This is a genomic window from Sanguibacter sp. Z1732 (assembly GCF_051020515.1).
Classification (GTDB): domain Bacteria; phylum Actinomycetota; class Actinomycetes; order Actinomycetales; family Beutenbergiaceae; genus CALKWS01.
In genome coordinates this window covers 1,374,818-1,399,603 of sequence record NZ_CP194857.1, presented here as the reverse complement: position 1 = coordinate 1,399,603, position 24,786 = coordinate 1,374,818, and the positions used below count along the sequence as shown (strand labels likewise).

Below are 24,786 nucleotides of genomic sequence, written 5' to 3'. Positions count from 1 at the left end.
TGCTCGTACCGCCCGTCCCGCCGGGCGGGGAGGCGGACCGCGCCGGGTGCGCCTGGCGGTGTCCCGGGTGGATCCGTGGTCGGTGATGAAAACTGGCCTTCCTGATGTCGATCGCGATCGGCATCGGGATCGTCATCGCCACTGCCGTGATCTGGTGGGTGCTGAACCAGATGGAGGTCTTCGCCCAGATGCGCGGACTTCTGGAGGAGGCCGAGGCGATGGCCCAGTTCGGGCCGCTGCTGGAGTATCTGGAGTTCTCCCGGGTGATGTCGGTGGCCACCGTGATCGCCATCGTGGACATCGCCCTGCTCACCGCGCTGGCCACCCTGGGCGCATTCATCTACAACATCGTCGCCGCTATGGTCGGGGGCCTGCACCTCACCCTCACCGACGACTGATCCTGGCCGTCACCGCGACACCTACCGCCCCACACATCCGCCCTCGGGCGGACAGTGTGATCAGGCTCGCACCGGTTCCGTTTTGGTCCGGCAGGTGCCCCTGGGGTAGTCTCGGTCGGCGTCCACACCTGTAGTTCGTGGACGTTGCCACGGGCCTATAGCTCAGACGGTTAGAGCGCTTCCCTGATAAGGAAGAGGTCGCTGGTTCGAGTCCAGCTAGGCCCACCATCGAACCGAACGGAAGGTGAGGACGATGAGGAAGACGCTTCTGTTCCTCGTGACGGCCATCGGCGGCGTCCTCGTCTGGCGTCGGCTCGAGGAGCAGCGCTCCGGCCGGGAGATGTGGCACGAGGTCACCGATCCGGTGCCGACGCGGAACAACTGACGCTCCACCACTGCACACGGGCCATGGCGCAATTGGTAGCGCACCTGCTTTGCAAGCAGGGGGTTGCGGGTTCGAGTCCCGCTGGCTCCACCATTTACCGCATGATTGCAACGATTGTAGTGCGCGGGCGGGTGGCGAGAACCGGCCGGGTAACGCCTAGTGTGCAGCCATGGCAAGGCCGGATCATCCGGCATTGTCACAGAGCCGTGACGTATGACGGTGTCACGGTGCCGATACACAGATACCGCGCAGGGGCGGAATACACCGGAACATGCGCCCGCTATTCCCACTTACGGGGCGCAACCAGGGGGCTTCAGCGCCCGCGCTCTTCGCTGACGGAGTTCGCTCCGTCAACCGTGAGGAGTTGACCTGTGATGTATGACGCGCCTTCACCGGCGAGGAACGCGATTGCGTACGCTACCTCGTCTGCGGTGCCGGACCTGCCGACGGGGGTGGCCGCGCCCATCTCCCGCTCGTAATCGGAGGCGGATGCAGTGTCGATCCACCCCGGGGCGACCGCGTTCACCGTGATGCCCGCCGCGGCCGCGTCGATCGCCGTCGCGCGCGTCAGTCCGACGACGCCGGCCTTCGCTGCGTGGTAGGCAACGTCGCCGGCGTAGGCAGCGACAGGCCCCGATACCGATGACACGTTGACGATGCGGCCGTAGCCGGCGGCCTGCATCAGGCCCGCCACCGCCCGGGTCATCAGGAACGACGTGGTCAGGTTTCGATCGAGTGAAGCATGCCAGTGGTCGCGAGACAGTCCGTCGATCGAGCCGGAAGCGTACGAGTCGGACACGGAAGTCATCCCGGCGTTGTTGACGAGGATGTCCACGCCCCCGAACGAGTCCCATGCGCACGCGACAACGGCGTCCACACCGGCCTGATCAGTGAGGTCGGCGACCACCCCTTCCGCTCGAATTCCGGCGGCGCGCAACTCTGCGACGCGTTCGAAGATGCGATCCGTTGTTGATGTGATCACCACGCGACATCCGCCGGCGCCGAGAAGGCGGGCTGCCGCGAACCCGATCCCCTGGGCGCTTCCCGCACCGGTGATGATGGCGCCTCGTGATCTTTGCGTGATCATGGTGAACCTTCCGTCTACTTGTTGCCCGGAGACCATTCACCGCGGCCAACATGGTGAACTCCTCGGGATGGTGGGCACACGCTCAGTTCCTCCGGTGGTCGCCGGTCTTGCCGTCTCGTCAGGCTCGCGCAGGTGGTGGCACCTTCGCATCGGTGGAAGCCACCTACGTCTCAGCCGGGCCGTCACTGTGCCGCGGGAGGTGCTCTCCGCACGAGCGGGCCGCGCATGAGCGGAAGGACTGCGGCCGGGTTGGCGAACGTGTTCGAGACTAACGGCGGCGGGAGGCGCAGGTGATGCACGTGCGCACCGCCGGGCGAGCCTGCAGTCGTTCCCTGGCGATGGGTTCATCGCAGTTCTCGCAGCGTCCATAGGTGCCCTCGGCCAGTTTCGCCAACGCGGCATCCACCTCGGCCAGGTGACGGTTGGCGGAGTCGAGCAACGCCGTGGTCTGGGACCGCTCGAACGCGATCGTGGATCCCTCGGGGTCGTGCTCGTCGTCGGTGGCACTGAGCCGGGCACTGTCGACGATCGAGGTGAAATCCCGGGTCAGCGCCGCGATCCGGCGTACCGTCTGCTCCCGGTCGGCGGCCAGGAGATCACCGAAGCCGGCGCGGTCGTCTGGCAGGGCGGCATCGTCCATCAGAAGATTCACTATCCCAGGTCAATGCGGCAACGAGAATCTGGCCGGGTTGATCGTGGCCAGATCCCGCAGGTAGGCGCCCTGGCGCGGATCCGCCCAGGCGTCGTCGTCGTTGTCCTCCAGCACCCAGGTGCCCTCTTCCCAGAACATGTGGTCCAGCGCGGCCGGCCACAGGTCCCGCTCCGCAGGGGTCAGCGTGACGTGCTCGGCGTAGCCGGCGTAGAAGGCCTGCCACTCGGTCTCGGTGAACAGGCGGCCGGGGGCACTCGGGGACTCGTGGTGGAACAACACCACCGCCATCGCCAGATCGAACAGCCGGGGTTCGAGCCCGCCATTGTCCGGATCCACCAGCACCGGCGGGGCATAGATCAGGTTCGCCGCCTTGAAGTCGCTGCTCACACCCGCCCGCGGGAGCGTAGCGTCCGCGCTGCGCAACATCGGGAAGGACTCCTGCCACCACCGGTCAGCGAGTGCGGTGACGGCGCCCAGCGCGTGCTCGCCGGCCCGCGGCCCGAGCATCGCCGGCAGCCGTGTGCCCAGGGTGGCCAGGTCCGCCTCCACCTCCGCCCGCGTGGTCCCGGGCCAGGCGTAGGGTCGGAGCGCCTGGAGGACCGAGGTGTCGAGGGGCGTGGCGTGGATCCGTCCGAGCAGGGAGCCGGCGGCGCGCACATCGCCCAAATCCTGCGCGGCATAGGCGCGGCCCGCGACGAACGGATAGACCACGCACCAGTCGTCCTGTACCTGCGCCGGGTTGGCCAGCGCGAGTTCGACCGGGGTCACCACCGGCACCCCCTCGTGCACCAAGGCACGGGTCCAGCCGGCCATCGCCTCGGCCCGCCGGGCTGAGGGGGCGGTGCGCTTGACGACGACGTCGCGACCATCGGCAGTGCGGGCGCGGTGCACGCATGCCCATGGCGACAGGGAATCGGCGTGAACCTCGACCAGGCCGAAGGTGCGGGCCAGCACGGTGGGTTCAACGGTGCACATCGGCAATCCTCTCGTCGCGCGTGTTCAGCACGACCTAACACTGCCGTGCAGCCGGTTGTCATCTCCGGCGGTCCCGGTGATGATCGGAGAAGGCGGCAACGAGTGCCGGCACCAGCGTCGTGATCGGCCCGGGCCGTTCGTGTCAGTGGTGAGACACCGGTAACCCGGCCGGGGTCTGCGACCTACACGGAGGATCCGATGACAGAGTACAAGCCCTACCTGATCAGCCTGATGCAACCGGACGGCCCCCCGCCCGAGCAGGGAGTCCTCGATGAGGTGATGGCCCGCCTCGGGCAGATCCAGGCCGAGATCACTGACGCGGGAGGCTGGGTGATGACGGCGGCACTGCATCCTGCCGATGTGGCCACGGTGGTGCGCTCCGGCGCCAACGGAGTCGACCTGACCGACGGCCCCTATGTGGAGTCCAAGGAACACGTGGGCGGGTTCTGGGTAGTGCGTGCCCCCGACCTTGACACGGCACTGGGGTGGGCCGAGAAGATCTCGACGGCCACCACCCTGCCCACCGAGGTTCGACCGATCGCGGCCATCTCCGACCTCTGAGGTCGCGATGTCCGTGCCCGGAACCCACGCCGTCGAGCAGACCTTTCGCGAGGAGCACGCTCGCGCGGTCTCGATTCTGACCCGCGTCCTCGGCGATCTCACCCTCGCCGAGGACGCGGTGGCCGAGGCGTTCACCGTCGCGTGCCGGCGGTGGCCCCGTGAAGGTGTGCCGCCCAGCCCGGCGGGCTGGATCATCACCACCGCCCGGCGCAAGGCGGTGGACCAGATGCGTCGGGAGGCCAACCGCGTGCGGAAACACCTCGAGGCCGCCCTGTTGAACGAACCCGAGCCGGCACCATCGCCCGGCGCGGTCAGCGATGACCTGCTCCGGCTGATCTTCACCTGCTGCCACCCCGCGCTGTCCCGGCCCGCCCAGGTTGCGCTCACACTGCGCCTACTGGGCGGCATGCGAACCGCGGAGATAGCCCGGGCGTTCCTGGTCAGCGAATCGGCGATGGCTCGGCGCCTGGTCCGGGCCAAGGCCAAGATCCGTGACGCCGGGATCCCGTATGAGGTGCCGCAGGCAGCCGACCTGGAGCAGCGCTGGGTGGTGGTGCTGGACGTGCTCTACCTGATCTACAACGAGGGTTATGTCGCCACCGAGGGCCCCGGGCTGGGGCGTGACGAGTTGTGTGCGCAGGCGCTGCGCCTGACCCGCATGGTGGTGGACCTGACCCCTGGCGGGCACGAACCGGTGGGACTGCTCGCGCTGTTGTTGTTGCTGCAGTCCCGGCGCACGGCGCGGATCGGTCCCGAGGGAGAGGCGGTGCTGCTGGCTGACCAGGACCGGGCCCGGTGGGACCAGCAGATGGTGTTGGAGGCGCTGGAACTGCTGCGGGCGATTCCCCAGCACGCGCCGGCGGGGCCCTACCGCCTGCAGGCGGCGATCAACGCGGTACACGCCGGCGCCACCAGCATCGCCGACACCGACTGGGCCCAGCTGGTCCTGCTCTACGACGCGCTGCTGCAGGTTCGGCCCTCCCACGTCGTGAGGCTGAACCGGGCGGTAGCGGTCGCGGAGGCCGGCGACCCGGCGGCTGCCTGGCGCGCCCTCCAGGAACTCGACCTGGATGGCTACTCCCCCTACTACGCCGTCTGCGGGTACGTCCTGGCCATGCTCGGCCGGCCGGCGAAGGCGCGGGATTACTACGACGCCGCGATCGTGCGGATCCGCAACGGTGCGGAACGGGCGGCACTGCGCCGCCGCCGTGATGCGCTCGGGCGCTGAGCCGGCAGCGCTCTCACACCCCGCGTGCGCTGGCGTCCTGCCGGCGGTCCCGGCGTCACCAGCGATGGTGCACGTGCGGGCGGACCAGGTCGTCGTAGATGCGCCGCACCCCGGCGAAGTGCTCGTCGGTGAGTGAGGGCATCTGCGCAACCGCCGCGTTCGCCCGGGCCTGGTCGGGGGTGCTGGCCCCCGGGATCACGGTGGAGACCCCGGGCTGGTCCATCACCCAGCGCAGGGCGAACTGGGACAGGGTCATGCCCTCCGGCACCAGTTCGCGTAGGTGGGCCACTGCGGAGAGGCCGACGTCGTAGGGCACCCCGGCGAAGGTCTCACCGATGTCGAAGGCTTCTCCGCGGCGGTTGAAGTTGCGGTGGTCGTCGGCGGCGAAGGTGGTCCGGGCGTCGAAGCGGCCCGAGAGCAACCCGGATGCCAGCGGCACCCGGGCGATGATCCCGACCCCGCGCGTGCGCGCGGTGGGCAGCACCCGTTCCAGGGGCTTGAGGCGCAGGCAGTTCAGGAGGATGATCTGCACCGTCGCCACATTCGGCCGGGCGATCGCGATCAGTGCCTGCTCGGTGGTCTCCACCGACACGCCGTAGGACGCGATCAGCCCTTCCTCGACCAACCCGTCCAGGGCCGAGAAGACGTCGTCATCCTCCAGCACCGCGGTGGGCGGGCAGTGCAGTTGGACCAGGTCGATCCGGTCCACGCCCAGGTTCGAGCGGGAGTCGTTCAACCAGGCGCGGAAGTTCTCCTCGGTGTAGTTCTCCGGGAGTTGATCCACCCGGCGTCCCATCTTGGTGGCCACGAACACCGGAGGATGGTCCCCGGCGAGGTACTCCCCGATGAAGCGCTCGCTACGTCCGGAGCCGTACACGTCGGCGGTGTCGATGAAGGTGACACCTGCATCGGTGGCCGCCCGGACCACCTGGCGGGCGTCGTCGTCGGCCACCGTGCCCCAGGCATCGCCGATCTGCCAGGCGCCGAGCCCGATCATGCTCACGTCGTGTCCGGTACGTCCAAGGTGGCCGTCTGCATACCTATGACCGTAGCGGCTCGGGCCCACCACGGCGAAACACCGCACACCCCGGTAGGGCAGGAGATCCCCGAGTTCACCCTTCCGCTCGGGCGCCGGGCGGTGGCACCATGGGGGCATGTGCCGCAACATCCGGCCCCTGCACAACTTCGAGCCGCACGCCACCGACGACGAGGTCCGCGCCGCCGCACTGCAGTACGTGCGTAAGGTCGCCGGGATGACCAAGCCCTCCCAGGCCAACGCCGAGGTGTTCGAGCGTGCCGTGGACGAGATCGCCCACGTCACCGAGCATCTGCTCGCTGACCTGGTCACCTCCGCCCCGCCGAAGAACCGCGAGGTGGAGGCCGCCAAGGCCAGGGCGCGCAGCGCGAAGCGGTTCGGCGTCGCCGCCTCCTGACCCACCGAGGTCAGCCGGACGCCGGACCCGCGCCCGGGGCTACATCCGGTCCGGGGCGCTGATGCCCAGCAGGTCCAGCCCGGTGGCGGGGGTGCGGCGGGTCAGGTCCACCAGTACCAGGCGGCGCTGGCGCACCGCACCCTCCGAGGCCAGCACCGGGCAGGCCTCGTAGAAGTCGGTGAACACCCGGGCCAGGTCATACAGATACCCGGCCAGCCGGTGCGGCTCCAGATCGGCGGCGACCTCGGTGAGGGCCTGGCCGAAGGTGTCCAGGCGCAGCACCAGTGCCCGTTCCGCTGGTTCCAGCGCACCGTCCAGCGCCACCTGCGCGGCGTCGGGCACAGCCAGATCGCGCCCGGCGGCCCGCCGCAGGATGGAGGCCAGGCGAGTGTGGGCGTACTGCAGGTAGACCCCGGTGTTGCCGTTGAACGCCGTCATCCGTTCGGCGTCGAACACGTAGTCCTTCACCCGGGAGTTGGACAGGTCGGCGTACTTCACCGCACCGATGCCGGCCTGCTCGGCGATGGTGGCCAGCGCGGCCTCATCGACCTGCTCTCCCTTGGCCTCGGCGCCCTCGCGCACCACCTTGAGGGCGGCTGCGGAGGCGTCATCGAGCAGGTCCACCAGGCGCACCGTCTTGCCCTCCCGGGTACGGAACCGTTTGCCGTCGGGACCCAGCACCGAACCGAACGGGACATGCTCGGCCACCACATCCTGGGTGAGCCAGCCGGCGCGGCGCGCGGCCTCGAAGATGAGCCGGAAGTGCAGGCCCTGCTCGGCGCCGACCACGTACAGGATCCGGTCGGCTCCCAGGTTACGGATCCGGTGCCGGATCGTGGCCAGGTCGGTGGTGTCGTAGCCGTACCCACCGTCGGACTTGCGCACCATGAGCACCGCGGGCCTGTCGTCGGCGCCGGTGACCTCCTCGGACTGCACCACCAGGGCGCCGTCGGATATCTCGGCGATCCCGGCGTCGGCCAGTTCCTGGGCCACGTCGCCGAGCACACCGTTGTAAGAGGATTCGCCGGCCGAATCGGCCGGGGTCAGGCGTACCCCGAGGCGCTCGTAGATCGCGTCGAAGGAGTGCTGGGACTCCTTGACGATCTCCTCCCACACCGTCACGGTGCCCGGGTCCCCGCCCTGCAGGGCGACCACCCTTGCGCGGGAGCGGTCGGCGAAGTCGGGGTCGGCGTCGAAGACGGCCCGGGCCTTCTTGTACAACTGCTCCAGGGCCGATACCGGGGAGGCCTGCGGACCGTCCTGGCCGGGGTCCAGGTCGCTGAGCCGCCAGTTGGCCTCGGGGTGTTCATCGATGTACTGGATCAGCATCCCGAACTGGGTGCCCCAGTCGCCGAGGTGATTCTGCGGCACCACATCGGAGCCCAGGAAGCCCAGCACCCGGGCAAGGGCGTCACCGATGATGGTGGACCGCAGGTGGTGGACCTGCATCTCCTTGGCGATGTTGGGTGCGGAGTAGTCGATCACGGTGCGCCGGCCGGTCTCGGTTGCCGGTACGCCGAGCCGGTCGTCGCCCGCTCGGGCGCGCACCTGCTCCCACAGCGCCTCATCGGAAAGGCGCAGGTTCAGGAAACCCGGGCCGGAGATCTCCACCTGCTCGATCAGTTCCGGCGCCGACAGCGCCTCGACCACCGCGGCGGCCACATCCCGAGGCCGGGCGCCCACCTTCTTCGCCAGCGCGAGCGCGGCATTGGCCTGCAGGTCGGCGTGGTCGCTGGGCCGGACCACCGGGTCGGCGCCGGCCTGATCGGGGTAGGCGGCCGTGATCGCGGCGCCGAGTGCATCGGTCAGGCGGGTGGTCAGGGCCGGAACTCCGGCGGGGCTGGCGGTGCTGGGAGCAGTCTGTGAGATGGGCACCGCCCCATTGTTCCATCACGGGCCGCTACCGGATCGATGCGGGTGATCACCGGCACACAAGAAGGCCCCGCCGCCACCCAGGGGGTGGCGGCGGGGCCCGGGACGGCCCGGCTTACGCCGTCGTCAGTCCTTCTTCTCGTCCGCGCTGTCCTTGATGTCCTTGGTGACGTCCTCGACCTTCTGGGAGGCCTCCTTGGCAGCATCGGCCGCAGGTCACGCAGGTCCTCGGTCTTCTCGGCGGCTGCGGCGGCCACGTTCGGCTTCTCGGCGACCGGCGCGACGGCGTCGTCCCAGTACTCCTCGGCCCACGGGTCGTCGACCGGCTGGGTGCGGCGCCAGATGAGCACCCCGGCACCGGCCACGGCGCTACCCACCAGAACCCAGCCCAGCGTCTTGCCCCACTTGGACCCGCCCTTGGCGGCCTTCTCCTGTTCCTTCAGCGCCTTCTCGGCCTTCCCCACGGCCTTGTGCACCCGGGACTGCGCGCCGTCGGCCCCGGCCTTGGCCGCGGCTGCCGCGTCCTCCAGGGCAGCGATCACCTTGGGCAGGACGTCGTCGACGAGTTTGTCGTGCGCCACGTCCACCGCGCCCTGGGTCCGGCCGGCTGCACTGGCGAGCTTGGGGGCGGTGGCGGTGACGCCGGCCTTCCAGGCCTTCTCCACCCGTGGACCGGCCCAGTCGATCGCAGCCTCGACCTTCGGTGTGGCCCAGTCCTTGCCCTGATCAGCGAACTCGCGCGCGGCCTTTCCGGCATCCTCGGACCGGCTGCGAAGTTCCTTCTCGAGCTTCTTCGTCTTTCGCGACATGTGCTCCCCAGTTCCTTTCCCGCGCGGCGCGCGAGTTTCTGGTCGTGTCGTACCTGTGCTACTGGTCCTAGTGTGGCACTCGCGGCGGAGTTGTGCACACGAGCCTGAATTCTCTCTTCGGCGATCAATGCGAAGATAAGGGCATGGAAGCCATTCTGCACACCACGGCCGGCGACATCACCGTCGAACTACTGCCGAACCACGCCCCCAAGACCGTCAAGAACTTCACCGGACTGGCTACCGGTGAGCGCACCTGGCGCCACCCCGCCACCGGCGCGGAGAGCAACGAGCCGTTGTACAACGACACCATCTTTCACCGGGTGATTCCTGATTTCATGATTCAGGCAGGCGACCCCCTGGGTGATGGCACCGGCGGTCCCGGTTACCAGTTCGATGACGAGATCCCCCCGAACTCAGTTTCAACGAGCCCTACGTGCTGGCGATGGCCAATGCCGGAGTCCAGATGGGCAGGGGCACCAACGGCTCGCAGTTCTTCATCACCACCGTGCCCACCCCGTGGCTGCAGGGCAAGCACTCGATCTTCGGTCGCGTGACCGATGCCGGCTCCCGCGTCGTGGTGGACGCCATCGGGAAGGTCTCCACCGACCCCCGCAACGACCGCCCGGTCCAGGACGTGGTGCTCAACAGCATCGAGATCATCGACTGACGTATGACCGCTTATCCACCCGCGCCACCGCCAGGGTCAGGCCCGGGTTCCCCGGGTTCCCCGGGCGTTCCGGGTTCGGGCGGTGGCCGTGGGGGGTTCGATGGGCCCGGCTCGGGGTCTTCGGGTGAACCCGGGGTAGCCCCGGTCTGCCCGCGCCACCCCGACCGCGTCAGTTACGTCACCTGCCAGCGGTGCGGGCGCCCGGCCTGCCCCGAGTGCCAGCGGCCCGCCCGCCGGGTGGGCGTGCACTGCGTGGACTGTGCCGCGGCCGCCGAGCGATCCGCGCCGGCCGAACGGACCCGGCTCGGGGGGCGGATGCGCACCCGCCCGTACGTGACGCTGACCATGATCGGGCTGTGCGTCGCGCTGTTCCTGCTGGACTTCGCCGACGGCGGGGCCGCCCGCCGGGAGCTGATCTTCTCCCCGCTGGCGGGTTCGGTCGAGCCGTGGCGGATGCTGACCACCGCGTTCCTGCACGCCGGGGTGCTGCACCTGGCGGTGAACATGTACGCGCTATGGATCACCGGGCCGTTCCTGGAGAGGTTCCTGGGGACCTGGCGGTTCCTGGCGCTGTATCTGCTCGCCGCGTTCGGGGGCAGCGTGGCGGTACTGGTGCTGACCCCCTACGACCTCTGGCGGGTGGGAACCGTCGGCGCCTCCGGGGCGGTGTTCGGCCTGTTCGCCGCCGCTGCCCTGTTGCTGCGCCGGGTTGGTGGTGACTACCGCCAGATCCTGCTGGTGTCGGGATCAACGTGGTGATCTCCTTCACCATTCCGAACATCTCCTGGCAGGCGCACATGGGCGGGATGATCGTGGGCGGGCTGATCACCGTGCTGTACCTGTACCTGCCGAAGAAGTGGCGCACCACCGGTGCGGTCCTCGGTGCCGCCGCGATTGCGGCGGCGCTCATCGGGATCACCGTGCTCGCCTACGCTCTCGCGGGCCTGTGGCTCTGACCTGCGAAGTCACATGGATGTTATTTATCCACACCTGTGTGCACACCTGTGAATAACACGAGTGTGATTATCCCCAGGTGTGTGCACACCTGGGGATGTGCGCCGCCGGTGCACGAGCGTTACGCCGGCTCAGGAGCGTTGGGGCCGCGCACGACCGGGGCAGCGAGCGAGCCCGCCCTCAGCGCCACCGCATGGTCATCAGGAATCCGACCATCATCACCGCGAAACCCGCGGCCAGGTTCCACGAGCCGATGCCGGGGACGGGGAACCTGGAGTCGCTCAGGTAGGTGACCACCACCCAGATCAGGCCGATCACCATCAGGGCCACCATCGTCGGGGCCCACCAGGACGCACTCTTCTTCGGCCCTGCCGGTGGTGGTGGCGGGGTGTAGGCCGGCTTCTTCCGGGGTTTGGACTCGGGCATGCCCACGGCTCCTGTCGGTGGTCGGGTCTAGGGCAATCCTAAAGGCTGGGCCACCTAGACTGATCCCATGGCGAAGAACAGGCGCAAGGCGCGACTGCGCTCGGTGCGCGCCTCGTTGGCCCTGGGGGCCGTCGGGGTGCTGGCCGGCATGCTGTTCGCCACCAACGCAGGCCTGTTCGCCCAGGCCGCCGGCCGCCAGCCCCAGGATCTGCGCGACCTGGTCCGCGATGAGAGCATCCGCATGCAGGAGGTGGCCGAGGAGGTCAGCGATCTGCGCAGCGAGGTCGAGGAACTGATCAGCCTGCAGGAGGCCAGCAACCCCGACGCCACCCGCCGCCCCGAGGTGGAGATGGCCGCCGGCCGGATCGATCTGCAGGGCCCGGGCGTCCAGGTGGAACTGTGGGACGCGCCCTACAACGAGGTGCCCGAGGGCTTCGCACCCGATGATCTGGTGGTGCACCAGCAGGACATCGAGGGGGTTCTGAACGGTTTGCGAGCCGGTGGTGCCGAGGCGATCGCGGTCCAGGGCCACCGGGTCACGGCCACCACCTCGATCCGGTGCGTGGGCAATGTGATGCTGCTGGACGGTAACACCTACTCCCCGCCATACGTGATCACCGCAATCGGCGACGGCGAGGAACTGCGCGACTCGGTGCTGGCCCAGCACTCGGTGCAGGTCTACCTGGAGTATGTCGACGCGATCCGGCTGGGTTGGTCGCTGGAACTGGAAGAGACCGTGGAGATCCCCGGCTTCGAGGGGAACCTGACCCTGGAGTACGCCCAGGTGCCCGGTCATGAGCCCTATGTCCCCGAGGACTCGAAGCCGTTGTTCCCGGTTCCGGAGCCGGAGTGAGCAAGTGGGTCAGATGTCCGCGCAGCGGTGGGCGATCAACGAACAAACTGTGGGAGATCTCGGATGAGCCGGATCCTGGTGGTAGACAACTATGACTCCTTCGTCTACACGATCGTGGGGTACATGCAGGAACTCGGTGCGCAGACCACCGTGTTGCGCAACGACGTTCCCGAGTTCACTGATCCACGCACGGTGCGCGGCTACGACGGCGTGCTGGTCTCTCCGGGCCCCGGTGCCCCGGCCGGTGCGGGTGCCTCGCTGGCGGTGATCGAGGCGTGTGCCCAGGCCGGTGTGCCGATGCTCGGGGTGTGCCTGGGCCACCAGGCACTGGCCGAGCTCTATGGCGGAACGGTGGCCCACTCTCCGGAACTGATGCACGGCAAGACCTCCTCGGTGGTGCACGCAGGCACCGACGTGTACGCCGGCCTGGCCAGCCCCTTCACCGCCACCCGCTACCACTCCCTGGCCGTGCTCACCGGCACGGTCCCGGAGGAGCTGACGGTCACCGCCACCACCGAGAACGGCATCATCATGGGCCTGGCGCACCGGGAGCTGCCGCTGCACGGGGTGCAGTTCCACCCCGAGTCGGTTCTGACCGAGGGCGGGCACCGGTTGCTGGCGAACTGGCTCGCGATCACCGGCGACGAGGGCGCGGTGGGGCGTAGTCATGGCCTGGCACCGCTGGTCCTGGATGCGCCGGAGCCGGCGACGGCCTAGCCCGGCTGCTCGGGAGTCCGCGGCCAGCGGGGTACGGACCGGCCGGGTCGTTCATCTGCTCGGTTGAGGGTCCGAGTCAGCCGCCCTCGCCGCCGCCCTCGCCGTTGCCCTCGTTGCCGTTGCCCTCGTTGCCGTTGCCCTCGTTGCCGTTGCCGTCGTTGCCGTTGCCGTCCTCCGGTCCGGAGGAGATCTGCACGACCACCGTCTCACCACGCCCGATCTGGGTTCCGGTGTCCGGATCCCAGGAGATGACGCTCCCCTCGGGGATGTCGTCGTGCGGTTGGCTTTCGAACTCCGCTTCCAAGCCGGCCTCGTCGAGCGCCTCCTCCGCCTCCTCCTCGGTCATCCCGTCCAGATCCGGGACCGCCACGGTCGGGTCCGGTGGCGCCTCCACCGAGACGTAGACCACCACGGTGGTGTTCTGCGGGACGGTGCCCGAGCGGTCCTGGCTGAGGATGATCCCGGGCGGGCCGTCGTCCTCCTGCTCGTGCTCCCGGTAACTGAGGTTCAGTTCCTCGATGTGTTCCCGGAATGCCTCGATGGACTCGCCGGTCATGTCCTCCAGGTCCACGTTGCCGGTACCCAGGATCAGGGTGATCTCGGTGTCGAGGCCCACGGTGTCCCCGGAGGGCGGGTCGGTCCCGATCGCGATGTCCTCGGCCACCCGCGGTTCGTTGCGGGTCTCGGTGCGGATGTTCTCGAAACCTTCCCCCTCCAACATGTCGCGGGCCCTGGACTGGGTCAGCCCGGAGACGTCCGGGATCTCCCCGCTGTCCGGGCCGGAGGACATCAGCACCTCGACGACCGTCTCGCCCTCGGGCATCTCCTCGCCGGTGTCGGGGCTCCAGGAGATCGTGATCCCTTCGGGGATCTCATCGTGGGACTCGTACTCGAAGTTCGGCTGCAGTGGCGGCTCGACCTCGGCCAGCGCGGCCCGCACCTCCTGCTCATCCATCCCTTCCAGGTCCGGGACGACGGCGGCCGGTGGCGCTGGTTCCTCCTGGTTGGCCCGATCCCAGATCAGGTACCCGATCCCGGCAGCGGCCAGGAGTGCCACGATCACCAGGATCCAGACCAGCGCCTTGTTGGAGCGGGGTTCGTCCTCCTCGGCACCATCCATCTGGTCCAGGGGACCTGCTTCCTCCTGGACGGCGCCGGCTCCCGCGGCACCTGGGCCGGTGAGCACCTGGGTCGGCACTGCGGCCGGGGCAGCCATCGCCCCGATCGCCGGGGCGGTGACCGCCTCGTCGCGGGCGGCGGCCTCCAGGTCGGACCGGAACTCCGCGGCGGTGGAGTAGCGGGTATCCCGATCCTTGGCCAGGGCCTTGATCACGATCCGGTCCAGTGCCTCCGGTACGTCCGGGGCCACGACCGAGGGTGGCTGGGGGGCTTCGCTGACGTGCTGGTAGGCCACCGCGACCGCCGAGTCGCCCTCGAACGGTGGTTTGCCGGTGAGCAGTTCGTACAACAGGCACCCGGTGGAGTACAGGTCCGAGCGGGTATCGACCACCTCGCCACGGGCCTGTTCGGGGGAGAGGTACTGGGCGGTACCGATCACCGCCTGGGTCTGGGTCATGCTCGAGGAGGAATCGGCCATCGCGCGGGCGATCCCGAAGTCCATCACCTTCACCGCCCCGGTTGGGGTGAGCATCACGTTCGCCGGCTTGATGTCCCGGTGCACGATGGAGGCGTGGTGGGAGTACTCCAGGGCGGTCAGCACCCCCATGGTGATCTCGATCGCCTCCTCGATCGGCAACGCCGAGCCGTCCCGCAGCAGGTCCCGCACGGTGTGACCCTCGACGTACTCCATCACGATGAACGGCACTTGCACCTCGGCGTCGTCGCCGCTGCGCACGGCTTGCTCGCCGGTGTCGTACACCGACACGATCGCCGGGTGGTTCAGCGACGCCGCGGACTGTGCCTCGCGGCGGAACCGGGCCTGGAAGGAGGGGTCGCGGGCCAGGTCCGCACGCAGGATCTTGACCGCCACAGTGCGCCCGAGGCGGTTGTCACGCCCGATATGCACCTCGGCCATGCCGCCACGCCCGATGAGCTCACCCACCTCATAGCGGCCGGCGAGCACGCGCGGTACGTCGTCTACCACTGACTATTCCTTCGCTCTGGGGACTCTGGTGGCTATCACAAGGGCACTCACGAGCGGCGCAGCCACAACCGCTACCGCGCTCGACCCGCCCAGCCTACCCAGCGGCAGGCCCAGGGCCGTGACGGTTACCGTGGCGATCGACAGGCCCAGCGCCAGCATCAGTGGCTGGGCGTGACCAGCCGATCCGGACGGACGGCGACGCCGCGGGGGCGTGGTGCGCTCACCGCGTTCGGCGGCCCGGCGCAGCGCCCGGCGGGTCTTCGCCAGCCGGGCCGAACGGGGCTGCGGGGCGCGTGCGGCCTTCGGGGTCGGGGAGGTGGCCGGCGGCGGCCCGGCCGGCGCGGCGGCGACCGGGTCAGCGTCCGGCCCACCGGCATCCAGCGGGAGCCAGCGGGGCGAGGGGCCGTGGTCGTGCTGCTCGCTGTGGCCGTCGGGGTGCAGGTCCTCGGGGCCGAACTCCGCGTGCGCCGGGCTGCCCAGATGCCGGGGCCGTCGGGCCGAGACCCGTTCCGGTGACCTCGTGGCCGCCGCGGCGGCGGAGTCGGACGGAACAGCGGTTCCGGCCCTCCCGGGCGCCGTGTCGGAGGCTCCGGCCGCGCCGGCGGTCCGGATTGCCTCCCCCAGGGAGGGGGTATCGGGAGGTTCGACGTCCACGTGCAGCAAGCGGGCCAGTTCTTCCAGGGACCGCGCCAGCGAGGCGGCACTGCGGGGCCGCTGCTCTGGATCCTTGGCCAGCATCTGCTCCACCACCGCGCGGACCCGGGCATCGATGCTCTCCGGCAACGCCGGCACCGGCTTGTTCACGTGCGCGAAGGCGATGTCCACCTGGGTCCTGCCGGTGAAGGGCCGCCTACCCACGAGTACCTCGTAGGCGACCACACCGAGGCCGTAGATGTCCCCGGCAGCGGTGGCCGGACGACCCATCGCCTGCTCGGGGGGCAGGTATTGCGCGGTGCCCATCACCATCCCGGCGGCGGTCATCGGAGCCTGGTTGGATCCCAGGGAGATCCCGAAGTCGGTGAGTTTGACGTAACCGTCCGGCGTGAGCAGCAGGTTCGCCGGTTTGATATCACGGTGCACCACGCCGGCGCGGTGGGCGGCGTGCAGACCCCGGGCGGTCTGGGCCAGGATCGGCAGGACCTGATCCGGGGTCAGGGTGCCCTCCCGGGCCAGCAACTCCGACAACGCTCACCGGGCACGTACTCCATGATCAGGTAGCCCGAGCCGTCGGCCTCGCCGTAGTCGTACATCGCGGCGATGTTCTGGTGGCTCAACCCCGCCGCGTTGCGGGCCTCGGCGCGCAACCGGTCCAGGAACAGTGACTCCCCGACGAACTCACCGCGCAGCACCTTCGCCGCCACGTTGCGGTGCAGGTGGTCGTCCCAGGCGATCCACACCTCGCCCATGCCGCCGATGGCGATCCGCTCGCGCAGGTCGTACCGGTCGCCCAGACGCAGCCCCTTGGCCGGGATCATTGCTCCACCACCGCCTGGATCACGGCACGGGCGATCGGGCCGGCCGAGCGCCCGCCGTAGGCCTCATCACCGTCCGCGCCACCGTGCTCGATCACGACGGCTACCGCCACCTGCGGATCCTGCGCCGGGGCGAACGCGGTGAACCAGGCGTGCTGGGGCGCGTCCGTACCGGACTCGGCGGTGCCGGTCTTACCGGCCACCGCCACATTCGGGATCTGCGCGGGGGTACCGGTGCCGGACTCGACGACGGCGAGCATCATCTGCCGTAGGTCGGCGGCGGTGGAGGCCGAGATGGGCCGGGAGAACTCCTCCGGTTCGGTGCTCGAGGTCACCTGCAGGTTCGGGCCCCGTTCGGTGCCGATCAGGTGCGGGGTCATCAGCACGCCGTCGTTCGCGATCGCCGCGGAGACCATCGCCATCTGCAGCGGACTGACCCGCACGTCGTACTGGCCGATCGCGCTCATCGCGAGCTGGGCCTGGTCCATTCCACCGGGGAACCGCGACGGTGTCACGCCCATGGGGATATCCAGGTCCCGGCCGAACCCGAACGCCTCGGCCTGCTCGGCCAGCGCGTCCTCACCGAACTCCATCGCCAGCGCCGAGAACGGGGTGTTGCAACTCTGCTGCAGGGCGTAGGTGAGGGTGACGGTGTCCTCGGCGGTGCACGGCCCACCGCCGGGGTTGCGGATCACGTGGGAGGTCTGCGGCAGTTTCCAGTTCCGCCGGGGCCGGGACCTGGCTGTCCGGGTCGTACTCCCCCGACTCCAGCAACATCGCGGCATCGACCAGTTTGAACACCGACCCGGGGGCGTACAGGCCACCGCCGATGGCCCGGTTGATCAGTGGGTTCGCCTCATCGGCGACCAGTTCGTTGTAGGTCTCGTTCACCTGCGCAGAGGAGTGCACGGCCAGGTCGTTCGGGTCGAAACTGGGCGTGGAGACCATCGCCAGGATCGCCCCGGTTCGCGGGTCCAGGGCCACCACCGCGCCCTGCTGGTCGCCCAGGGCGTCGCGCGCGGCCTCCTGCGCGGCGGGATCCAGGGTGAGCTCCACCGAACCGCCCTGCTGCTGGCTCCCGGTGAACAGGGACCTGATCCGGGACCAGAGCAGGGAGTCGTCGGTGCCCGACAGCACCGAGGAGGACGCCCGTTCGATCCCGGTCATCTGGAACATCGAGAAGTAGCCGGTGGCGTGGGCGTACAGCGGCCCGTCGGAGTAGACGCGTTGGAACCCGAAGGGGGTGTCCACCGGGGTGGAGTGGGCCACCTCGTTGCCGGCCACCACGATCGGGCCGCGGTCGCGCCCGTAGTCCCGGTACACGGTGCGCACGTTGCGCGGGTCGTCGTTGAGGTCACCGGCCTGGCCGTACTGCACCCAGGTGGCCCCGCCCATCAGGGCCAGGAACATCACCAGGACCACCACCGAGAGGCGTCGCAGCGGGGTGTTCATGGTCGCTGCACCACCTCGGTGGGGTGATCATCGCCGTCGTCGGCGCCATCGCCGGGGCCGCGTGCGCCCGTTCCGCGGGGCGCACCCGCTGTGCGATCAGGGCCCGCGGCCCCGGCGCTGTCCGGCATCATCGACAGCACCGTCTCGTCGGAGACCTCACGGTCCACCGCGGCCGGGCGGCGTGCGCCGTCGGAGATACGCAGCAGCAGGCCCAGCACGATCCAGTTGGCGATCATCGCCGACCCCCCGGCGGCCAGGAACGGCATGGTCAGGCCGGTCAGCGGGATCAGCCGGGTCACCCCGCCCACCACCACGAAGCACTGGAAGGCGATCGCGAACCCGAGACCGGAGGCGAGCAGTTTGCCGAACCCGTCGCGCACCCCGATCGAGGTGCGCAACGCCCGCTGCACCAGGACCAGGTAGCACAGCAGGATCGCCAGCAATCCGGTCAGACCCAGCTCCTCACCGAGGCTGGCGATGATGAAGTCGGAGTTGGAGTAGGGCACCAGATCCGGGTAGCCCTCTCCCCAGCCGGTGCCCATCAGCCCGCCCGAGGCGAGCCCGAACAGGCCCTGCACCACCTGCCCCGAGCCACCCGGATGCCGGTTGTACACCGCCGGGTCCAGGGCGTTCAGCCACACATCGAACCGGGCCGCCACGTGCCCGAAGGTATTGACCGCCACGAGAACCCCGACCGCGAACATGCCCAGGCCGATCACGATCCAGCTGAACCGGTCGGTGGCCACGTACAGCATCGCCACGAACAGCCCGAAGAACAGCAACGAGGTGCCCAGGTCCCGCTGGAACACCAGGACCGCCACGCTGGCCACCCAGGCCAGCAGGATCGGTCCCATGTCCCCCACCCGGGGCAGTTGCAGGCCCAGGATCTTCGGGCCGGCGAGGGTCAGTACGTCCCGGTGGGCCACCAGGTAGCCGGCGAAGAAGATCGCCAGGGTGATCTTGGCGATCTCGGCGGGCTGGAAGGAGAAGCCGGCGATGCGGATCCACAGCTGGGCCCCGTTGATCTCCTGGCCCAGCCCCGGGATCATCGGCAGCAGCAGGAGCAGCAGGCTGACCACCAGCGAGGTGTAGGTGAACCGGCGAAGTTGCCGGTGGTCGCGCAGGGCGATGACGATGGTGACCGCCAACGCGGCCCCCAGCGCGGTCCAGATGAGTTGACGCGGGCCGGCGGCGTCCCCGGTGGCGTAGTCGATCCGGTAGATCATCGCCAGGCCCACCCCGTTCAGGCCCAGGGCCAGGGGCAGCAGCACCGGGTCGGCGTAGGGGGCCCGCCAGCGCAGCACCAGGTGGGCCACCAACGCGATACCGGCCAGGGTGGCCGCCATCGGGAGCAGTTCCGAGGGCACCGTGCCCTCGATGTTCACACCGACCAGCAGGTAGCCGCTCACGCCCAGGGCGACGGCCAGCAGCAACAGCCCGGCCTCGGACCAGCGGCCGGTGCTGATCGGCTGGGGTGTGACGGTAGCCATCAGGGACCGCTCGCTTCGAGTTCCTCGGGAGCGGCGTCCTCATCGTCCTCGGGGTCCTCGGTGGTGTCGTCGGAACCGCCCTCGTCACCGGGGCCGGTCTCCCCGTTGCCGGGATCTGCGCCGTCCTCGTCGTCCTCATCGGGATCGGCCGGTCTGGCCTGGGTACGCAGGTCGGCCACGATCGCCTCGGCCGCGGGCAGTGAGTTGGTGGCCATGGTCCGCTCCACCCGGTTGCGCACGAAACCGGGCAGATCGGCCAGGGCGATGTCGGTGTTCTCATGCACCGAGGACAACTGCAGCGGCCCGATGCGCTGGGGAATGCCCTGGTAGATGGCCACGTGGTGGTTGTTCGGTCCCACGTAGTACTGGGTCTGGGTCCAGCGGTACCCCAGGGTGCCGAGCCCGGCCAGCAGCCCGAGGACGACGACGGCGGCGATCGCCCAGGTGAGGACGCGCCGACGGCGACGCACGGGCCGGGCGGAGGCGTCGTCGTCGGTCCCGACCGGCCGGGTCAGTGCGGCGGCCCGGCTGGAAGCGCCGCCCCCGCCCCGGGTGGGCCGGGCCCGGTCGGTGGCCGCGGCCCCGACCACCTGGGGGGAGGTGTCGGGCAGGTCCTTGGTCTCGACCACATCCGCGATCACCACGGTGATGTTGTCCGAGCCGCCGGCGCGCAGGGCCAGGTTCACCAGCTCGTCGGCGCAGGCGTCCAGGTCCGCGGTCTCGATCAGGATGTGCTCGATGGTCTCGGCCGAGACCATCCCGGACAGCCCGTCGGAGCACAGCAACCAGCGGTCCCCGGCGCGGGCCTCCCGGATCGACTCATCCACCACCGGCGCGGCCTCACCATCGCCCAGCACCCGCAGCAGCGCCGAACGCTGGGGGTGCGCCTCGGCCTCGGCCTCGGTCAACTCGCCGGTGTCGATCAGGTGCTGCACGTAGGTGTGGTCGGTGGTGACCTGGGTCAGGTGCTCATCACGCAACAGGTAGGCGCGTGAGTCCCCGATGTGCACCATCCCCAGACGGGTCCCGGAGCGCAGCAACGCAATCACCGTGGTGCCCAGGCCCTGCAGGTCGGCCTGCTCGGCAGAGTAGGCGACCAGGTCCCGGTGCGCGTTGCCCAGGGCGGTGCGCAACCGGTCCAGCAGGTCCTCGCTGCGGTGGGACTCCCCGTCCAGGGGGGCCAGATGGGCGACCGCCACCGAGGAGGCGATGTCACCGCCCGCGGCCCCACCCATCCCATCGGCGAGGACCAACAGGTCCGGGCCGGCATAGCCGGAGTCCTGATTGACGTCGCGCACCAGGCCCACATCGGAGCGGGCCACGTAGCGAAGCGAAACCGTCATTGCGCGCCTACCGGTGCAACTCGATGACGGTCTGCCCGATCCGGATCGGCTGCCCGATCCCCACCGGTACCGGTTCGGCGATGGGCTGGGCGCCCAGGTAGGTGCCGTTGGTCGACCCCAGGTCCTCCACGTACCAGCGGCCCTCGGAGGGGAAGATCCGGGCGTGCCGGTTGGAGGAGTAGTCGTCGTCGAGCACCAGGGTGCACCCTGGTGAGCGTCCGATCAGCACCGCCGACTCCCCCAGGGTCAGGGTGGTGCCGTTCAGGGGCCCGCCGGTGACCCGTAACCGCGTGGGCGTGCCGCGCCCGCGCCGCCCCGGTGCCGCCGGCCGAGCCGGACTCGGGCCACCCCGGGGATGCACCGAGTCCCGGGCCAACACGCGCGTGCCGAAGATGTCGCGACGCAGCACTCCGATAGCGGAGAGCACCAGCAACCAGAGCAGCACGAGGAAGCCCAGGCGCAGCACCGTGACGACGAGTTCGCTCATCCAGCCGGGCTCACTGGTCGGAGTCGGTGCCGGACCAGAACAGGATCCGGGTGCGGCCGATCGTCAGGGTGTTGCCGTCCACCAGGGTGGCCGCATCCACCCGGTGCCCCTCGACGTAACTACCGTTGGTCGAACCCAGGTCGCTCGCGATCACGCCGTCGGAGGTGATCCGGATCTCCAGGTGGCGGCGCGAGACGCCGGCGTCGTCGACGATGATGTCGGCCTCGCTGCCCCGCCCGATCACGGTGACCGGTCCGGTGAGCAGGTAGCGCTGGCCGTCGAGGTCCAGGATCGGGTGGCGGCTGGCGGCGTTCGGGGTGGTGGCCGGGGCGACGGCGCCGCGGCGGGAGGAGGAATGCACCCGGAACCGGCCGGCTTCGAGGTCCTCGGCCGGGGCGAAGGTGACATCCACCGGGCCCACGAACACGTAGTTCTGGCTCCGGGCGTGCTCGGTTGCGGACTCGACCATCTCCTGGGCCATCGCCTCCTCGCCCCAGTCCTGGACCTGCCCGAAGTCCTTCTCGGACAGTTCGACGGTGAAGGTGTTGGGCACCACGGTGCGGCCCCGGGAGAGGGCGGCGGTGCGGTCGTCCATGTCCCGTCGGATGGCGCTGGCGATCTCCACCGGCTTGAGGTCGGATCGGAAGGCCTTGGAGAAGACGCTGTTCACAGCGCGTTCCACGCCCTTCTCGAAACGGTCCAGAACACCCATAGCGGCACCTCCTCCCTGCGCTCGGACGCGGCGGGTGCCCCTCACGGACGGGGGCGCGCGACGTCATCGGATACACCTAGTCTCCTCGATCGTAAACGTCTCGGGCCCCCGGTGGGGCGATGCCGCGCCCGAAACGGGCCGCGGGCAGGGTGATCCCGCTGCCCGGGGCGGCAGTGGCGTGTATCACGCGGGCGCCTGGGATGCGGTTCGAACCGGGCCTGCGTGCTAACCTAACCGGGCTGAACATCGCCCACCACGGTGGGGATGTTCAGCAGTCAAGCGCGAGTGGCGGAATAGGCAGACGCGCACGGTTCAGGTCCGTGTGTCCGAGAGGACGTGGGGGTTCAACTCCCCCCTCGCGCACAGGTGGCAGGCCCCGGGTCGTCGATCCGGGGCTCGCGTTTCCGGAGTTGGCCTGGACGACCAAGGGTGCACGTGGGGTGCTGTCGCTGCGCTGGTTGCCATCTCGGGCGAGATCAGGTCCCGGTGCTCGTAGGACGCGCCGCCGACGCGGTCGCCGCCCCGGCACGCGCCGCCAATTCGTCGATGGTGACCGGCGCCGTCGACGCACCCTGGCGTCAGTCGACGGGGCGTCTCGTGGCCTGCTGCGTGGGATCAACCCGCCAGGCCTCATCGGCAGTCCTCCCTAGCAGAACTACGCCCACCATTGCCGCGGCGAGGATGGCCGTTCCGACGAGGCCGGCGCGTGCGTAGCCTGCTACTACGGCATCCAGTGGCTGTGAGCCTGAGGTGAGCTGCTCGCGCGTGGCCGCGGTCATTACCGCGGTGAGCAGGGCGGTGCCGAGGGCTGCGCCGACCTGTTGCGCCGAGTTGACCATGGCTCCAGCGACACCGCTGTCCCCGCCTGCCCCTGCTGTGGCTACGTCCCCGGCCGTGATCATGACGACGGTGCCGCCCGAGCCGAGCAGCAACATCGCCGGCACGACGCCGGTGAGGTAGCCGGACTCGGGTCGGAGGGCGACGAACGTGACGATCGCAACCGCGGTGAGCGTGAGTCCCAGAGCGAGGACCCTGGCGGGGGAGACGCGTGACCGCAGTGCCGGGAGTGTCGAGGTCGCGGTCACCGCTCCGATCCCGAACGGGACGAAGGCGAGCCCGATCCAGACGGGCGAGAGCTCCTTGGCCTCCTGGAGGAATGCGGTGAGGATGAACATGCCAGCAAACATGCCCAACCCCCCGACGGCGGCTGAGGCGTAGGCGATGGCCCGGCTCCGGTCTCGCAGCAGCCACAGCGGCACCAGCGGATGCTGTTTGCTCCTGAGGGTGGCGGCGAAGGTCGCGACACCCAGGGCGCCGGCGACGAGGAGACCCACCGTGCCGGGGTGCGTCCAGGCCCACGCCGCCGTTCGGTCCAGCCCCAGGACGAGGGCGCCGAGGGACGCGGTGATGAGCGCCGCGCCGACGACGTCCACCCTGCGGGCGCGCTCCGGACGGGGGCCGGGTGGAGCCGTGGACGTGACCCCGGCGGCGAGGACGAGGGCCAGCGGGACGTTGACGAGGAGGCACCAGCGCCATGAGAGCAGGTCGACCAGCGCACCGCCCAGCAGGAACGATCCAGCCGTCCCGATCCCCATGACGACCCCGAGGGTCCCGAACGCGATCTGGCGGCTGCGGCCTCGGGGGAACGTGACCGACATCAGGGACACGGCGGTGGCAGCGACGAAGGCGCCGGCCGCGCCCTGGAGTGCACGCATGGTGAGCAGGACGGCGGCGTCGTCGGCGAGTCCTCCCGCCAGAGATGCAGCGGCAAAGCCGGTGAGGCCCGCAGTGAGGCACCGTCGCAGCCCCACGACGTCGGCAAGGCGACCGGCCAGGAGGATCAGCGTCCCAAAGGTGAGTGAGTAGAGCGTGACGATTCCCTGGGTGGCGCTCGCCGACAGCCCCAGGTCGGCACGCACGTCGGGCAGGGCCACGTTCATGATGGTCACGGACGCGAAGACCAGGAGGTTCGCGCCGGTCAGGGTCGCCAGTGCCACCCTCCGGCGGCCAGCCAGCCGTCGCTCCTTCCCGGGGCGGCCGTCGGTGATGCTCATGCTGCGGCTGCCTGTCGAGCGGCGATCAGGCCGGCAATGGCCGTGAGGCGTCGGCCCTGGAAGCGGGCCAGTTCGAGCACGTCCGGATCGGGCGGCCCGTCGGCCGCGATGTTGCTGACGCCGTAAGGGTTGCCCCCGGCCCGGTGGGCCAGGTCCGCGTCGATGTACGCCGTCGGGACGACGATCGAGCCCCAGTGACAGTACGTGTGGTACAGCGCCAGGAGGGTCGATTCCTGCCCGCCGTGTCGCTCGTAGGCACTCGTGAACCCGGTCGCCGGCTTGTCGGCGAGGGCACCTTGCTGCCAGGCCGCGCTGGTCGAGTCGAGGAACTGCTTGACCTGCGCGGCCGGCTGGCCGAACCGCGCGGGTGTGCCGAGCGCGAAGCCATCGGCCCACGCCAGGTCCGCGACGGTGGCGGTAGGGATGTGGGCGGTTGCGTCGAGGTGGTCGCGCCATTCCGGGTGGCGATCGATGACGTCCTGCGGAACGAGTTCGGCCACGCGACGCAGGCGTACGTCTCCGCCGGCCTGCCGGGCGCCGTCGGCCATGGCGTCCGCCAGGGCGTGAACCGATCCGGTCGAGGAGTAGTAGGCGATCGTGATGCGAGTCATAGTAGTTTCTCCAACGAAATAGTGGAATGTAATTCCAGAATATA

25 protein-coding genes, 2 tRNA genes and 2 pseudogenes are annotated in these 24,786 nt (G+C 69.7%); 12 read left to right on the top strand and 17 right to left on the bottom strand.

Annotated features, from left to right (window positions below):
* Positions 1-104 precede the first annotated feature (104 nt).
* The 3 genes from ACRRRO_RS07480 to ACRRRO_RS07470 all read left to right on the top strand — a co-directional run bounded on the left by ACRRRO_RS07480 (position 105) and on the right by ACRRRO_RS07470 (position 783).
* Positions 105-398 carry a DUF3566 domain-containing protein gene (locus tag ACRRRO_RS07480; RefSeq protein ID WP_434081323.1) on the top strand — a complete coding sequence of 98 codons (294 nt, stop codon included), beginning with the start codon at positions 105-107 and terminating at the stop codon, positions 396-398.
* Between the two features lie 151 nt (positions 399-549).
* Positions 550-626, top strand: a tRNA-Ile gene (locus ACRRRO_RS07475).
* A gap of 25 nt (positions 627-651) precedes the next feature.
* Positions 652-783 (top strand): DLW-39 family protein, encoded by a 132-nt coding sequence (locus tag ACRRRO_RS07470; protein WP_424787260.1) that lies wholly within the window; start codon positions 652-654, stop codon positions 781-783.
* A 313-nt stretch (positions 784-1,096) separates the two neighbouring features.
* Here the strand turns inward: ACRRRO_RS07470 and ACRRRO_RS07465 are convergent, their stop codons facing one another.
* The 3 genes from ACRRRO_RS07465 to ACRRRO_RS07455 form a co-directional block, all read right to left on the bottom strand.
* On the bottom strand, positions 1,097-1,870 hold the full coding sequence (locus tag ACRRRO_RS07465) for an SDR family NAD(P)-dependent oxidoreductase (RefSeq protein WP_424787259.1): 774 nt from the start codon (positions 1,868-1,870) through the stop codon (positions 1,097-1,099).
* Between the two features lie 268 nt (positions 1,871-2,138).
* Positions 2,139-2,510 carry a TraR/DksA family transcriptional regulator gene (locus ACRRRO_RS07460; RefSeq protein WP_424795592.1) on the bottom strand — a complete coding sequence of 124 codons (372 nt, stop codon included), beginning with the start codon at positions 2,508-2,510 and terminating at the stop codon, positions 2,139-2,141.
* A 21-nt stretch (positions 2,511-2,531) separates the two neighbouring features.
* The gene (locus ACRRRO_RS07455; RefSeq protein ID WP_424795593.1) at positions 2,532-3,497 is read right to left on the bottom strand and encodes a phosphotransferase enzyme family protein; all 966 of its coding nucleotides are present in this window, start codon (positions 3,495-3,497) and stop codon (positions 2,532-2,534) included.
* Between the two features lie 198 nt (positions 3,498-3,695).
* Between ACRRRO_RS07455 and ACRRRO_RS07450 the strand changes: the two genes are divergently transcribed.
* Positions 3,696-4,058 (top strand): YciI family protein, encoded by a 363-nt coding sequence (locus tag ACRRRO_RS07450; RefSeq protein WP_424795594.1) that lies wholly within the window; start codon positions 3,696-3,698, stop codon positions 4,056-4,058.
* A gap of 7 nt (positions 4,059-4,065) precedes the next feature.
* Positions 4,066-5,286, top strand: coding sequence for an RNA polymerase sigma factor (locus tag ACRRRO_RS07445; protein ID WP_424795595.1), 1,221 nt, complete (start codon positions 4,066-4,068; stop codon positions 5,284-5,286).
* A gap of 55 nt (positions 5,287-5,341) precedes the next feature.
* Here ACRRRO_RS07445 and ACRRRO_RS07440 read toward each other — a convergent pair whose 3' ends face one another.
* Positions 5,342-6,283: an aldo/keto reductase gene (locus ACRRRO_RS07440; RefSeq protein ID WP_434081322.1), complete on the bottom strand. Its 942-nt coding sequence runs from the start codon at positions 6,281-6,283 to the stop codon at positions 5,342-5,344.
* A gap of 157 nt (positions 6,284-6,440) precedes the next feature.
* Between ACRRRO_RS07440 and ACRRRO_RS07435 the strand changes: the two genes are divergently transcribed.
* Complete coding sequence (locus tag ACRRRO_RS07435; RefSeq protein WP_424795597.1) at positions 6,441-6,719, top strand: DUF2277 domain-containing protein; 279 nt, start codon at positions 6,441-6,443, stop codon at positions 6,717-6,719.
* 39 nt (positions 6,720-6,758) lie between these two features.
* Here the strand turns inward: ACRRRO_RS07435 and argS are convergent, their stop codons facing one another.
* Positions 6,759-8,594, bottom strand: a complete 1,836-nt coding sequence (gene argS, locus ACRRRO_RS07430) for an arginine--tRNA ligase (protein WP_434081321.1) — start codon at positions 8,592-8,594, stop codon at positions 6,759-6,761.
* On the bottom strand, positions 8,537-9,400 hold the full coding sequence (locus tag ACRRRO_RS07425; RefSeq protein ID WP_434081320.1) for a hypothetical protein: 864 nt from the start codon (positions 9,398-9,400) through the stop codon (positions 8,537-8,539). Before ACRRRO_RS07425 ends, argS begins: the two co-directional genes overlap by 58 nt.
* Positions 9,401-9,543: 143 nt before the next feature.
* Here ACRRRO_RS07425 and ACRRRO_RS07420 point away from each other — a divergent pair.
* The 3 genes and pseudogenes from ACRRRO_RS07420 (at position 9,544) to ACRRRO_RS07410 (ending at position 11,023) form a co-directional block, all read left to right on the top strand.
* Positions 9,544-10,067, top strand: a pseudogene (locus ACRRRO_RS07420) (peptidylprolyl isomerase).
* Positions 10,068-10,304: 237 nt separating this feature from the next.
* The gene (locus ACRRRO_RS07415; protein WP_434081319.1) at positions 10,305-10,826 is read left to right on the top strand and encodes a rhomboid family intramembrane serine protease; all 522 of its coding nucleotides are present in this window, start codon (positions 10,305-10,307) and stop codon (positions 10,824-10,826) included.
* The gene (locus ACRRRO_RS07410) at positions 10,823-11,023 is read left to right on the top strand and encodes a hypothetical protein (protein ID WP_434081318.1); all 201 of its coding nucleotides are present in this window, start codon (positions 10,823-10,825) and stop codon (positions 11,021-11,023) included. Before ACRRRO_RS07415 ends, ACRRRO_RS07410 begins: the two co-directional genes overlap by 4 nt.
* A gap of 178 nt (positions 11,024-11,201) precedes the next feature.
* On the opposite strand, the gene ACRRRO_RS07405 is transcribed toward ACRRRO_RS07410, so the two are convergent.
* On the bottom strand, positions 11,202-11,447 hold the full coding sequence (locus ACRRRO_RS07405) for a cell division protein CrgA (protein ID WP_424787248.1): 246 nt from the start codon (positions 11,445-11,447) through the stop codon (positions 11,202-11,204).
* Positions 11,448-11,514: 67 nt separating this feature from the next.
* On the opposite strand from ACRRRO_RS07405, the gene ACRRRO_RS07400 reads away from it, so the two are divergent.
* On the top strand, positions 11,515-12,300 hold the full coding sequence (locus ACRRRO_RS07400; protein WP_424787247.1) for a DUF881 domain-containing protein: 786 nt from the start codon (positions 11,515-11,517) through the stop codon (positions 12,298-12,300).
* A gap of 63 nt (positions 12,301-12,363) precedes the next feature.
* The gene (locus ACRRRO_RS07395) at positions 12,364-13,017 is read left to right on the top strand and encodes a glutamine amidotransferase-related protein (protein ID WP_424787246.1); all 654 of its coding nucleotides are present in this window, start codon (positions 12,364-12,366) and stop codon (positions 13,015-13,017) included.
* 76 nt (positions 13,018-13,093) lie between these two features.
* Here ACRRRO_RS07395 and pknB read toward each other — a convergent pair whose 3' ends face one another.
* The 8 genes and pseudogenes from pknB to ACRRRO_RS07355 all read right to left on the bottom strand — a co-directional run bounded on the left by pknB (position 13,094) and on the right by ACRRRO_RS07355 (position 22,077).
* Positions 13,094-15,121 carry a Stk1 family PASTA domain-containing Ser/Thr kinase gene (pknB, locus tag ACRRRO_RS07390; RefSeq protein ID WP_424795598.1) on the bottom strand — a complete coding sequence of 676 codons (2,028 nt, stop codon included), beginning with the start codon at positions 15,119-15,121 and terminating at the stop codon, positions 13,094-13,096.
* A gap of 3 nt (positions 15,122-15,124) precedes the next feature.
* Positions 15,125-16,527, bottom strand: a pseudogene (locus ACRRRO_RS07385) (serine/threonine-protein kinase).
* 65 nt (positions 16,528-16,592) lie between these two features.
* Entirely contained in the window at positions 16,593-17,288 is a 696-nt protein-coding gene (locus ACRRRO_RS07380) for a penicillin-binding transpeptidase domain-containing protein (protein ID WP_434081317.1), read from the bottom strand.
* Positions 17,173-18,045, bottom strand: coding sequence for a penicillin-binding transpeptidase domain-containing protein (locus ACRRRO_RS07375; protein WP_434081316.1), 873 nt, complete (start codon positions 18,043-18,045; stop codon positions 17,173-17,175). The genes ACRRRO_RS07380 and ACRRRO_RS07375 overlap by 116 nt, the downstream gene beginning before the upstream one ends.
* Entirely contained in the window at positions 18,042-19,535 is a 1,494-nt protein-coding gene (locus ACRRRO_RS07370) for an FtsW/RodA/SpoVE family cell cycle protein (protein WP_424795601.1), read from the bottom strand. The genes ACRRRO_RS07375 and ACRRRO_RS07370 overlap by 4 nt, the downstream gene beginning before the upstream one ends.
* Complete coding sequence (locus ACRRRO_RS07365) at positions 19,535-20,878, bottom strand: PP2C family protein-serine/threonine phosphatase (protein WP_424795602.1); 1,344 nt, start codon at positions 20,876-20,878, stop codon at positions 19,535-19,537. The genes ACRRRO_RS07370 and ACRRRO_RS07365 overlap by 1 nt, the downstream gene beginning before the upstream one ends.
* Positions 20,879-20,885: 7 nt before the next feature.
* The gene (locus tag ACRRRO_RS07360; protein ID WP_424787240.1) at positions 20,886-21,365 is read right to left on the bottom strand and encodes an FHA domain-containing protein FhaB/FipA; all 480 of its coding nucleotides are present in this window, start codon (positions 21,363-21,365) and stop codon (positions 20,886-20,888) included.
* A 10-nt stretch (positions 21,366-21,375) separates the two neighbouring features.
* Positions 21,376-22,077 carry an FhaA domain-containing protein gene (locus ACRRRO_RS07355; RefSeq protein WP_424792793.1) on the bottom strand — a complete coding sequence of 234 codons (702 nt, stop codon included), beginning with the start codon at positions 22,075-22,077 and terminating at the stop codon, positions 21,376-21,378.
* Positions 22,078-22,356: 279 nt separating this feature from the next.
* On the opposite strand from ACRRRO_RS07355, the gene ACRRRO_RS07350 reads away from it, so the two are divergent.
* Positions 22,357-22,440 (top strand) — tRNA-Leu (locus tag ACRRRO_RS07350).
* Between the two features lie 215 nt (positions 22,441-22,655).
* Here the strand turns inward: ACRRRO_RS07350 and ACRRRO_RS07345 are convergent.
* Positions 22,656-24,131, bottom strand: a complete 1,476-nt coding sequence (locus tag ACRRRO_RS07345) for an MFS transporter (RefSeq protein ID WP_424795603.1) — start codon at positions 24,129-24,131, stop codon at positions 22,656-22,658.
* On the bottom strand, positions 24,128-24,742 hold the full coding sequence (wrbA, locus tag ACRRRO_RS07340; RefSeq protein ID WP_424795604.1) for an NAD(P)H:quinone oxidoreductase: 615 nt from the start codon (positions 24,740-24,742) through the stop codon (positions 24,128-24,130). The genes ACRRRO_RS07345 and wrbA overlap by 4 nt, the downstream gene beginning before the upstream one ends.
* Between the last annotated feature and the right edge of the window lie 44 nt (positions 24,743-24,786).